Annotated in this window: 8 protein-coding genes; 3 read left to right on the top strand and 5 right to left on the bottom strand. The window is 62.3% G+C overall.

Annotation, left to right across the window (positions count from 1 at the left end; all coding sequences use genetic code 11):
* The first annotated feature begins 12 nt into the window (after nucleotides 1–12).
* Complete coding sequence (locus PCLY_RS11765) at nucleotides 13–747, top strand: hypothetical protein (protein WP_061239451.1); 735 nt, start codon at nucleotides 13–15, stop codon at nucleotides 745–747.
* A gap of 33 nt (nucleotides 748–780) precedes the next feature.
* Nucleotides 781–2031 carry a hypothetical protein gene (locus PCLY_RS11760; RefSeq protein ID WP_061239450.1) on the top strand — a complete coding sequence of 417 codons (1251 nt, stop codon included), beginning with the start codon at nucleotides 781–783 and terminating at the stop codon, nucleotides 2029–2031.
* A 9-nt stretch (nucleotides 2032–2040) separates the two neighbouring features.
* On the opposite strand, the gene PCLY_RS11755 is transcribed toward PCLY_RS11760, so the two are convergent.
* The 5 genes from PCLY_RS11755 to PCLY_RS11735 form a co-directional block, all read right to left on the bottom strand.
* Entirely contained in the window at nucleotides 2041–3366 is a 1326-nt protein-coding gene (locus PCLY_RS11755) for a sigma-54 dependent transcriptional regulator (RefSeq protein ID WP_061239448.1), read from the bottom strand.
* Nucleotides 3367–3787: 421 nt separating this feature from the next.
* Nucleotides 3788–5176, bottom strand: coding sequence for an efflux transporter outer membrane subunit (locus PCLY_RS11750; protein WP_061239446.1), 1389 nt, complete (start codon nucleotides 5174–5176; stop codon nucleotides 3788–3790).
* Entirely contained in the window at nucleotides 5173–8352 is a 3180-nt protein-coding gene (locus tag PCLY_RS11745; protein ID WP_061239444.1) for an efflux RND transporter permease subunit, read from the bottom strand. Before PCLY_RS11745 ends, PCLY_RS11750 begins: the two co-directional genes overlap by 4 nt.
* Nucleotides 8353–8379: 27 nt before the next feature.
* Entirely contained in the window at nucleotides 8380–9618 is a 1239-nt protein-coding gene (gene mexE, locus PCLY_RS11740) for a multidrug efflux RND transporter periplasmic adaptor subunit MexE (protein ID WP_061239442.1), read from the bottom strand.
* Nucleotides 9619–9802: 184 nt separating this feature from the next.
* Nucleotides 9803–10717: a LysR substrate-binding domain-containing protein gene (locus tag PCLY_RS11735; protein ID WP_061239440.1), complete on the bottom strand. Its 915-nt coding sequence runs from the start codon at nucleotides 10715–10717 to the stop codon at nucleotides 9803–9805.
* A gap of 218 nt (nucleotides 10718–10935) precedes the next feature.
* Here PCLY_RS11735 and PCLY_RS11730 point away from each other — a divergent pair, with 218 nt between their 5' ends.
* Nucleotides 10936–11958 (top strand): zinc-dependent alcohol dehydrogenase family protein, encoded by a 1023-nt coding sequence (locus PCLY_RS11730; RefSeq protein WP_061239438.1) that lies wholly within the window; start codon nucleotides 10936–10938, stop codon nucleotides 11956–11958.
* Nucleotides 11959–11988 lie beyond the last annotated feature (30 nt).

The raw sequence follows: 11988 nt of genomic DNA, 5'->3' as shown, positions 1-11988 counted from the left end.
AGGAGGTTGGTCATGCACAGCAAACTATGGCTAGCGGCGAGCATCCTCGCCGCCAGCTTGCCGGTAGGAGCCAGCACCCTGTTCCAGCCCGCAGAGGTCAGCGATCAGGAACTGGCACAAATGCGCGGTCGTTATGTATTGCCGGACCGCATCATCAGCTTCGGTGTGGTGATGACTTCAACCTGGCAGAACGGTGCGGGCCAGGTCATTGGCGCGCAGGTCGCACTGAACGTTACCAATGGTCAGATACAGCCGTCGCTCTACGTCAGGCAGATCAGCTCGTCCGGCGCTGGCAACGGCAGCGTCGTCACCGGCAGCGGCACCATCACTGGCGGTGCTGGCCTGGATAACGTGCAGGGCATCGTGCAAAGCGTGCGTACGGCCGGTGACCTCAATGCCGGGCTCAATGATCTGCGGCTACGGATCACGACGGGCGGTGGCGAAACGCCGGTCGACCCCGATGCACAACCCTGGAGCGGTAGTCAGGACTTCAGCAATGCCGCTGGACTGGTTCGCGTCAGCGCTCGCGCTGGCGGTATCAGCATCGCTCTGAATGCCAGCCAGGGGCAGGGTTCCAGTAGTCAGCAGATCGGTGGAGGTGTGGCCCAGCACGCCAATATCACCGGCACCCTGAACGATGTGCGGAATCTGGCGGCCCTGAACGTCGCGCTGCGTGACAACCCGCGCAACCTCAACCTCGAGAACTGCATCGAACAAATTCGGGCCTTGCGCCCTCACGGCTACTGAGACAGGTGCCCATGCGGCACAAGGATCCGGTATATGCGCCGAGCATATGGCGTCATCGTCACGTTCAGTATGAGCTTGTGTTCCAGTCTGCCGGCCGTCGCGGCCGACGACGCCCAGGTCGAGGCTCTGCAGAAGGAACTGCAAACGCTGCGAGCCAATTATCAGACGCAGCAGAATGCGCTGATGGTTCTTGAACAGCGCCTGCGTCAGATCGAGGGCAGGGCGGCTGCGGCAGGTGGCGGGGCGGCGCCGCTGTCACGCAACCCTCAGGTGGCCAGCGCCGGAACCTCCGCCGGCTATGGAACCGCCTTGAAAGACAACGCCGAGCCGCCCGCGAGCGTGGAGAACCTGTACCAGGAAGCCAGTGGTTTCTTCGGCGGCGGCACCTTCAGTATCGAGCCGGGAATTACCTACAGCCACTACGATTCACGCCAGCTGTTTCTCAACGGCTTTCTGGCGCTGGATGCGATCTTCCTGGGCAATATCGGTGTTGATCAGATCAATGCCGACACCTTCACGTTCGACCTGACCGGCCGCTACAACTGGGCGCAGCGTTGGCAGCTGGACATCAATACGCCGTGGATCTATCGGGAAAGTACCTATCAGTCGGCCGGAGCCGGCGGCTCCAGCACCTCGGTCAGCGAGGCGACCGTAACGGGCGATGCAAGGCTCGGAGACATCAACGTGGGCATCGCTTACAAACTGCTGGATGAAGGGGAAGGTACGCCGGATGTCGTCTTGAGTTTGAGGGCCAAGGCGCCGACCGGCGTTGAACCCTATGGGATAAAACTCGATCGCGTGGCAGGGAACGACAACCTGAGCATCCCGGAGGACCTGCCGACGGGTAATGGTGTGTGGTCCATCACCCCCGGTATCACGCTGGTCAAGACCCTCGACCCCACCGTGGTGTTCGGCAATTTCTCCTACACCTACAACTTTGAAGAAAGCTTTGACGACATCAGCCCGCAGCGCGGGGTAAAGGTGCCGGGTAAGGTGGATCTGGGCAATTGGTTTCAGTTTGGCCTGGGTGTGGCGTTCGCCCTCAATGAGCGGGCGAGCATGTCGATGTCGTTCAGTGAGCTGATCAGCCAGCGGAGCAAGATCAAACCTGAAGGGCAGGGCTGGCAGACCATCACCGGTAGCGATGCCAACGCCGCCTACTTCAACATAGGCATGACCTTCGCCGCGAGTGACAAGCTGACCATCGTGCCCAACCTGTCGATCGGACTGACACCCGATGCGCCGGATTTCTCGTTCAGCATCAAGTTCCCTTACTACTTCTGATCCGCAGTGTCAGCGTAGTTGGTGCTTATGCAGCAGTCGGTAGAAGGTCGGCCGCGACACCCCCAGGGAGCGCGCGGCGTTGCTCATGTTGGTCGAGTAATGCATCAGGGCATCTTCGAGCGCCTGGCGTTCGGCGCTTAGCAGGTAGTCGTCCAGCGGTCGGCAGGGGGCGGAGGGAGTGGCAACCAGACCGATATCCGCTGTTTCGATCTGGCGCCCCTCGGCCAGAACCTGAGCACGCCTGACGCGATTGGCCAGCTCCCGCACGTTTCCAGGCCAGCTGTGGCTCATCAGCGCAGTCATGGCGCCGCCACTGAACTTGCGTGGGCGACGGCCTATCTCGCCAGCGTACTGGCGAGAAAAATATTCGACGAACAAGGCGATGTCTTCCTTGCGCAAGCGCAGGGGGGTCGTCTGTATCTGCAATACATTGAGGCGGTAATAGAGATCCTCGCGAAACCGCCCGGCACTGATGGCCGCCTCGAGGTCGACATGGGTCGCGGCCAGCACCCGTACATCGGCTGCCATGCTTTTGCTGGAACCGACCCTCTCGTAGGTCATTTCCTGGAGGAAACGCAGCAGGTTTGCCTGCATCTCCAGCGGCAGGTCACCTATCTCGTCGAGAAACAAGGTACCGCCCTGCGCTGATTCGATGCGACCAATCTTGCGTTGACTGGCTCCGGTGAATGCACCCTTCTCATGACCGAACAGCTCGGAGTGGATCAACTGCTCGGAAATGGCCCCACAGTTGATCGCCACGAAAGGGCCACTGGCCCGCCGAGACTGGTTGTGCAGACGGCGCGCCACCAGCTCCTTACCCGTGCCGCTTTCACCGGTGATCAAAACCGAGGCATCACTTGGGGCAATCTTGTCGATCAGATGACGCAGCTCTCGTGTCGACTGGCTCTGCCCGATCAATAACTCTCCGGCCGTTACCGGCGGCGGGGTAGTGATACGGCGATAGAGACGGGCCATGCCCGAAGCGCGGCCCAATGTGCAATGCAGGCGGTATGAATCGAAAGGCAGCGTGTGAAAGTCGAAGAACCATTCATATATGAAGTTTGCCAGGTCCGTATTACGACGCAGGTCGTCACTCATTACTGCTATCCATTCGGTCTGGCTGTCGCGAATCTGTTGCTTTATACGTTCCAGATAATCCAGGTGGTGCGTTTGCAGACAAATCACGCACACATCATATACCGGTTCGACTTTGCTACTTAGATCTGCCTGGTCCACCAGCCACTTGTTTCTTCGCAGCTCGGGAATGAGTTGTTCACAGTCGCTTACAGGTTCTACGATCAACAGACGTCTAGGGTGGTCAAGCGAACCCAGCATACGAACTCCTTTGCCCTTGACGGACAGGAACAGCGCTCGCAGGTTGTTTCTTGGCATGGTGACTGCTTTGCAGTTCACCTATCGAAGCACTTAATATTCACCGCTTAATTCGGTACGGTCGTGCACGAAAGTGTGCACTTAAAATACCTGCGAGTCATAAGCGAAGTGTTTTAATAGTTATTGGCTATGTAAGTAATGGCGCGATGGGGAAGTTATAGTCGATGTCATCTGCAAGGCAAGTTAAATCCCCGCAATCCGATGTGTGGCGGCTGTTGTGAAAGTTTGATTGCTTATCTCGCCATGCCGCAGTCTTGATGACTGCTGCCTGGCTGGTCAGGGCTGCCAGCCAGGCAGTGATTCGAACAACGTACATGTATACGTCCCCTTCGATTGGAAGCAGCTGCCAATCGAAGGGGAGGGCTCAAGCTGGCGGCTGCCAGCCGCCGCCGAGCGCCTTGTAGATCGCCACGATGCCGCTGTAGAGCTCGACTTCCGCCGAGGCCTGGGCGTCTTCGGCGGCCAGGCGCTCACGCTCGGCATCGAGCAGCACAAGGAAATCCACCGTGCCTTCGCGGTAGCGGATCGCGGCCTGGTCAGCCGCTGCACGGCTGGCTTCGGCCTGGCGCACCAGCGCCACCAGGCGTTGCTGGCGTTTGGCGTAGTCGCTGAAGGCATTTTCCGACTCCTCCAGCGCCAGCAGTACCTGTTGCTCGTACTGCGCCAGGGCGCCGTCGGCTTCGGCTTCGGCGCCGCGCAGACGTGCGCGAACGCTGCCCAGGTCGAAAGCCGCCCAGGTGATACTCGGCGCTACGCCCCAGGCGCGGGCAGCCGATGCGCCCAGTTGCGAGCCGCGCCCAGCGGTGAAGCCAAGGAACCCGGAGAGACTGACACGCGGAAACAGATCCGCCGTGGCCACGCCCACTTGCGCCGTGGCCGCGGCCAGCTGGCGCTCGGCCGCCTGGATATCCGGGCGGCGGCGCAGCAGTTCGGCCGGGTTGCCAATCGGTAGCGCTTTGGCGATCACCGGCAGTGGCTTGGGCGCCAGATCCACCTGCAACTGCTCCGGCCGCTGGCCAAGCAGCGTGGCGATGCGATTCTGCGCGCGTACCTGCTGCGCCTGCAGTTGCGGCAGACTGGCTTCGGTGGCGGCGAGGCGTGCATCGGCGCGCAGCACATCCAGTTCGTTACCGACGCCGGCGTCACGCAATTGCTCGGTGATGGCGCGCGAGGCCTGCTGGTTCTTCAGGTTCTCGCGGGCGATGCTTTCGCGCAGCTGTGCGCCGCGCAGGGTGCCGTAGGCGTCGACCAGCTCGGCGATCAGGCTGACCTGCAGCTGGTAGTAGTCGGCCTCGGCCAGTTCGATGCGTGCCTCACTGGCCTCCAGCTGACGCTGGATACGGCCGAACAGATCCAACTCCCAGGCCATGTCCAGACCAAGGTCGTAGCGTTCCTGACGAACCCGCTCGTCCGTGGTCGGCGGCTGCTGCGCCTTGCCGAATTCGCCACTGGCACGGCTGGTGACAGTGGGGAAACGGTCGTTGGCCACGTCATCGCGAATCGAACGCGCCGCGCGCAGGCGGTTGAAAGCCACGCGCAGTTCACGGTTGTTTTGCAATGAGCGCTGCACCAACTGATTCAGCGTCGGGTCGTCGAACTGCTGCCACCAGGCGGCTTCGAAGCGACTGCGGTCGTAATTGGCCGCTTCCATCGCGGCAATGCGCGCAGGATCGGTCACGGGTGCTCGGTAATCCGGGCCGACGGCGCAGGCCGACAGCACCAGGGTCAGGAGAGCGGGGGCAAAGGCTTTCATGCGTGCACCTCCTGCAGGCGGGCGGCTTTGCGGGCTTCGCGTTTCTCGACGAAGGCGCGGATCAGGACATAGAACACCGGCGTCAGCAGCAGGCCGAAGAAGGTCACGCCGATCATCCCGGAGAACACCGCCACGCCCATGGCATGGCGCATTTCAGCACCGGCACCGGAGCTCAGCACCAGCGGCACCACGCCCATGATGAAGGCGATCGAGGTCATCAGGATCGGACGCAGACGCAGGCGGCAGGCTTCCAGCACCGCAGCGACGCGGTCGAGGCCTTCTTCCTGTTTCTCCTTGGCGAACTCGACGATGAGGATGGCGTTCTTGCACGCCAGGCCCACCAGTACGATCAGGCCGATCTGAGTGAAGATGTTGTTGTCGCTACCGGCCAGGATCACCCCGGTGATGGCCGAGAGCAGCACGGTCGGCACGATCAGGATCACCGCCAGCGGCAGACTCCAGCTCTCGTACTGGGCAGCCAGCACCAGGAAGGCCAGCAGCACGCAAAGCGGGAAGATGAACACGGCGGTGTTGCCGGCGAGGATCTGCTGGTAGGTCAGGTCCGTCCACTCGTAGGTCATGCCGTTGGGCAGTTCCTGTTCCAGCAATTTGGCGATGGCGGCTTCGGCCTGACCCGAGCTGTAGCCCGGCGCGGCGGCACCGTTGATTTCGGCGGTGAGGAAACCGTTGTAGTGCATCACCCGATCCGGGCCTGAGCTGTCCTCGACCTTGACGAAGGTCGACAGCGGCACCATCTCGCCACGGTTGTTGCGCACCTTGAGCTGGCCGATCTGCTCCGGCTCCAGACGGAACTGCTGGTCGGCCTGGACGTTGACCTGATAGGTGCGACCAAAGCGGTTGAAGTCGTTGGCATACAGCGAGCCCAGGTACACCTGCAGGGTGTCGAAGATGTCGCTGATGGCCACGCCGTGGGTCTTGGCCTTCTCGCGGTCGATGGCGGCATCGACCTGCGGCACGTTGACCTGATAGCTGGTGAACACTGACATCGGGTTCAGCTCCGGCAACTGACGGGCCTTGCCCAAGATGTTCTGGGTCTGCAGGTACAGCTCCTCATAGCCCAGGTTGCCGCGATCCTGAATCTGCAGACGGAAGCCGCCGATTGTGCCCAGGCCCTGCACAGGCGGCGGCGGGAAGATGGCGATATAGGCGTCCTGGATCTCGCTGAACTGGCCGTTGAGTGCGGCCGCGATGGCGCCGGCCGACAGGCTTTTGTCCTTGCGCTGGTCGAAGTCCTTGAGGGTGACGAAGACGATGCCGCTGTTCGGGCTATTGGTGAAGCCGTTGATCGACAGCCCAGGAAAGGACACGGTGTTTTCCACGCCTGGGTATTTGGCGGCGATCTCGCTCATGCGCTTGATCACCGTCTCGGTACGGTCGAGCGTGGCGGCATCGGGCAACTGGGCGAAAGCCACGAGGTACTGCTTGTCCTGCTGCGGCACGAAACCGGCCGGGGTGCTGGAGAAGCCCAGGTAGCCGAGCACCAGCAGGCCGCCATAGACCAGCATGGCGATGCTGCTGCCACGCAGCACGCGGCGTACGGTGCCGACGTAGCCATGGCTGGCGCGGTCGAACACGCGGTTGAACGGGCCGAACAGCCAGCCGCCGAACAGTTTGTCGAGCAGCCGCGAGAAACCGTCCTTGGGCGCGTGGTGATCCTTGAGCAGCACGGCAGCCAGTGCCGGTGAAAGGGTCAGCGAGTTGATCGCCGAGATCACCGTGGAGATGGCGATGGTCAGCGCGAACTGCTGATAGAACTGCCCGGTGAGGCCGGAGATGAATGCCGTCGGCACGAACACCGCGCACAGCACCAGCGCGGTGGCGACGATGGGACCGGTCACTTCTTTCATGGCCTGGCGCGTGGCTTCGACCGGTGACTTGCCCAGAGCGATGTTGCGCTCGACGTTCTCCACCACGACGATGGCGTCGTCCACCACGATACCGATAGCCAGCACCAGGCCGAACAGCGACAGGGCGTTGAGCGAGAAGCCGAACAGGTGCATTACCGCAAAGGTGCCGATCAGCGACACCGGCACGGCGGCCAGCGGGATGATCGAGGCGCGCCAGGTCTGCAGGAACAGAATCACGACCAGCACCACCAGCACGATGGCTTCGAGTAGGGTGTGTACCACTGCCTCGATGGAGCCACGGACGAAGATGGTCGGGTCGTAGACGATCTCGTAATCCATGCCTTGCGGGAAGCTCTGTTTCAACTCGGCCATGCGCGCCCGCACCTCGTTGGAGATGTCGATGGCGTTTGAGCCTGGGCGCTGGAATACCGGGATGGCCACGGCCGGCTGATTGTTCAGCAGCGAGCGCAGGGCATACTGGTTGGAGCCGAGTTCGATGCGGGCGATGTCACGCAGGTGAGTGATCTCGCCGTCTTCGCCGGCGCGGATGATGATGTTCTCGAACTCTTCCTCGGTGACCAGACGGCCCTGGGTGTTGATCGACAACTGGAAGCTGTTGCCGGCATCGGAAGGCGGCGCGCCGAGAGCCCCGGCGGCGACCTGACGGTTCTGCTCACGGATGGCGTTGACCACATCGGTGGCGGTCAGCCCACGCGAGGCCACCTTGTTCGGATCGAGCCAGACACGCAGCGAGTAGTTGCCCATGCCGAACAGCTGCACGTCGCCCACGCCCGGCAGACGCGCCAGCTCGTCCTTGACGTTGAGCGCGGCGTAGTTGGACAGGTAGAGCATGTCGTAGCGATTGTCCGGCGAGGTCAGGTGCACCACCATGGTCAGGTCAGGAGAGGCCTTGTCCACGGTCACGCCAAGACGTTGCACCTCGGTGGGCAGGGTCGGCATGGTGCGGGTCACGCGGTTCTGTACCTGCACCTGGGCGTTGTCCAGGTCGGTGCCCAGAGCGAAGGTCACGGTCAGGGTCAGCTTGCCGTCGTTGGTCGACTGTGACGACATGTAGAGCATGCCTTCCACGCCGACGATGGCCTGCTCCAGTGGCGAGGCCACGGTTTCACCGATCACCTTGGGGTTGGCGCCGGGGAAGTTGGCGCGTACCACCACGGTCGGCGGCACCACTTCCGGGTATTCGCTGATCGGCAGCTGGAACAGCGAGATGGCGCCGCTGATCAGGATCAGCAGCGATAGCACAGCGGCGAAGATCGGTCGCTGGATGAAGAATTGCGAGAAATTCATGGGTCTGTCCTCAAGGCGCAGGCTTGATCAGCCGCGCGGCGAGCGAGCGTCGATTTTTTCGGCGGCGATACGCGGAGTCTGGCTGCCATCAACGGCTTGGCGCATGCGAGCCAGGTGCTCAAGGGTGTTGTCATCGGCCATGGACACCGACTGCGGGTCGACGGTAGAGCCAGGCATGGCGCGCTGCAGGCCATTGACGACGATCTTCTCGCCCTTGCTCAGACCGCTACGCACGATGCGCAGCCCCTCCAGCTTCGGCCCCAGCTCGATGGAGCGATAGGACACGGCGTTGTCATCGCCCAGTACCAGCACGTACTTCTTGCCGAGATCAGTGCCGACCGCTTCGTCCTTGATCAGGGTGGCTGCGTAGGACTTGCTGCCCACCAGCTTCAGGCGAGCGTAAAGACCCGGGGTGAAGTGGCCGTCCTGATTGTCGAACACCGCACGACCACGGATGGTGCCGGTGCGCGGGTTGACCTGATTGTCGAGAAAGTCGAGCTGGCCGAGGTGCGGGTGATCGGTCTCATCGGACAGGCCAAGGTAGACAGGGCTGGCGCCACGGGCGTCGGTGCCGGCTTCACGGGCCAGTTCGGTGTACTTGAGGAAGGCGCGCTCGTCGGCATCGAAATAGGCATAGACCTTGTCGGTGGACACCACCGAAGTCAGCAGGCTTTCACCCGCGCTGACCAGGTTGCCCCGAGTGATTTCGGCGCGGCTGACACGGCCGTCGATGGGAGAGGTGATGCGGGTGAATCCGAGGTTCAGACGAGCGTTTTCCAGTTCGGCGGCAATCGCTGCGACCTGAGCCTGAGCTTCGGTGGCGGCACTGGCGCGAGCATCGGCCAGTTCGGCGGAGATGGCGTTGCTCTGGCGCAGACGTTCGCCGCGGCGCGCTTCGCTGGCGGCACGGGCCTGGTTGGCGCGGGCCTGCTGCAACTGTGCTTCGAGACGTTTGACTTCGGCCTGGAAGGGGCGCGGATCGATCTGGAACAGCAGATCGCCTTTCTTCACCAGAGTGCCTTCGTCGAAGGCGACTTTGTCGATGTAACCGGAGACGCGCGGACGGATTTCGACGGACTGTGGGGCTTCCAGGCGGCCGGTGAATTCGTCCCACTCATTGATCGGCTGTTCGATCACTTCGGCGACGCTGACCTTGGGCGGCGGCATTTGCGCCTGGGTCTGCGCGGCCTGATCGCAACCGCTGAGTGCGAGGGCGCCGGCGAGGGCCAGAGGGAATATCCAGATGTTCTTGTGCTGCTGTTCCATGGGTGACTCCGCCAGTCGGATTTGTGGATGGGCGGAGTCTGCGGCGAGTCTCGTAGGGCTACGAATCGAACGCCATGAATTTGAATATCATCGGGAATGATAAAAGACAGAGTTGTATCAATTTAGAACTATGACAGTGCGCAAAGGTTCCTGGCGGCACTTCGCTGGTGCGTTTCCGGATGTTTTACAGGCTATCGGGGTCGCCACAGAACATCTGAATGCGCGAGCGTAACCAGCGCTCGGCCGGATCGTTGTCCTGGGCGCCGCGCCAGGCCATGTGCAGCTCGAAGGTCTGGGCCTGGATAGGCAGGTCTTCGGCGCGCAGGCCGCCTGCGGCAGTCAGAGCGGCGGCAGTGTAGTCTGGCACGCTGGCGACGATATCGGTCTCTGCCAACAGGGTCGCCAGGCCGTTGAACTGCGGCACGGCCAGCACCACATGGCGCTCGCGGCCGAGCTTGGCCAGTTCATCATCGATAAAGCCCGTCAGGTCGCCAGCGAAGGACACCAGCGCATGGGGGCGGGCGCAGTAGTCATCGAGGCTCAGCGCACCGGGCACGGTATCGGCGCGCAGCAGCTTGGCCTTGCTGCGGCGCAGAACCTTGCGCTTGGCATTGGCCGGCAGTTCCTCGGTGTAGGCCACACCCACGGAAATTTCGCCGGAGGCCAGCAGGCCGGGCATCATCAGGTAGTTGGTACGACGAATCACCAGCACCACACCAGGGGCTTCGGCACGCAGACGGCGAAGCAGCGCAGGCAGCAGGGCGAACTCGACATCATCGGAGAGGCCGATGCGAAACACCGCCTTGCTGGTGGCAGGATCGAAATCGGCGGCGCGACTGACGGCGGTGGAGATGGAGTCCAGCGCTGGCGAGAGCAGGGAATAGATTTCCTGCGCGCGCGGGGTCGGTTCCATGCTGCGGCCGGTGCGCACGAACAACGGATCGTCGAACAGGGTGCGCAGGCGGGCGAGGGCGGCACTGATGGCCGGCTGGCCCAGGAACAGCTTCTCTGCGGCCCGGGTGACGCTGCGCTCGTGCATCAAGGTCTCGAAAACGATCAGCAGGTTCAGGTCGAGGCGACGCAGGTCGTTGCGGTTCATCCGGGTACCATTCGAGGGATACGGGCCTTGTCAGCACGGCGCTGCAAATGAGAGCCTTTGCCTGGGCAATAGTACGGGCAGTGTGCAGCGGATTGAAAGCTGCCGAATCACTGACAGGCATGAAGACTATCGATAGAGTCTGATAGTGTCGCCGCCGAACAGCGGATAGAGTCCACAGTCATTGAAGTGTTAATCCGCGATCAAGCTCGAGGTAAGCGATGTCCCGCATGATCCGTTTTCATAAGTTCGGCGATGCCGAAGTGCTCCAGTACGAAGAGGTTCCGACGCCCGAGCCCGGCCCTGGTGAGGTGCTGGTGCGCGTTCAGGCCGTGGGCCTGGGCTGGAAAGACGTACTGTGGCGACAGAACCTGGCGCCCGAGCAGGCCAAGCTCCCGGCTGGTACCGGTTTCGAACTGGCCGGCACCGTGGCCGTATTGGGCGATGGTGTCAGCGACTTCGACGTAGGCACCGCCGTTGCCGGCTTCCCGGCCAGCACGCCGAACCGTTACCCGACCTGGGGCGATCTGGTGCTGATGCCCAGCCACGCCCTGACGCGTTACCCCGATGTGCTCAGCCCGGTCGAGGCCAGCGTCCATTACACCAGCCTGCTGTTCGGCTACCTGGCGCTGATCGAGCTGGCGCACCTCAAGCCCGGCCAGCACGTGCTGATCACCGAGGCCAGTCACTGCATGGCGCCGCAGACCGTGCAGCTGGCCAAGGCACTGGGCGCCAAGGTTATCGTCTCCACCAGCTCAGTGGAGGATCGCGAGTTCCTGCGCGGCCTGGGGGCCGACAAGGTGATTGCGACCGAAGAGCAGGACCTGGTCCTGGAGGTTGAGCGTTACACCGAAGGCAAGGGTGTCGAAGTGATTCTCGACCAGTGTGCCGGCCCGCAGATGAAACTGCTGGGCGATATCGCCGCGCCGCGCGGCAAGCTGATCCTGTACGGGATCAATGGTGGCAACGACACGGCCTTCCCTGCCTGTGCAGCGTTCAAGAAGCACCTGCAGTTCTTCCGCCACTGCGTGCTGGATTTCACCGGTTGCCCGGAGCTTGGCATCGAGCCGAACAACGAGGCCGTGCAGCGTGCCATCACGCACATCAATCAGATGACCGCCGACCGCTTGCTGACGCCGGTGATCGACAAGGTGTTCGACTTCGAAAACTTCATCGAAGCGCATCGTTACATGGAAACCTGCCCGAACCGTGGGCGAGTGGCCCTGAAACTGGCTGCGGATTAAAGTCCGCGGTCAGATGGTCGCTATACCCGG

Origin of the sequence: Ectopseudomonas composti, from assembly GCF_001567565.1 — a bacterium.
Classification (GTDB): Bacteria; Pseudomonadota; Gammaproteobacteria; order Pseudomonadales; family Pseudomonadaceae; genus Aquipseudomonas; species Aquipseudomonas composti_A.
Note: the sequence above shows the minus strand (reverse complement) of the source record. Positions and strands in the feature narration are given on the sequence as shown.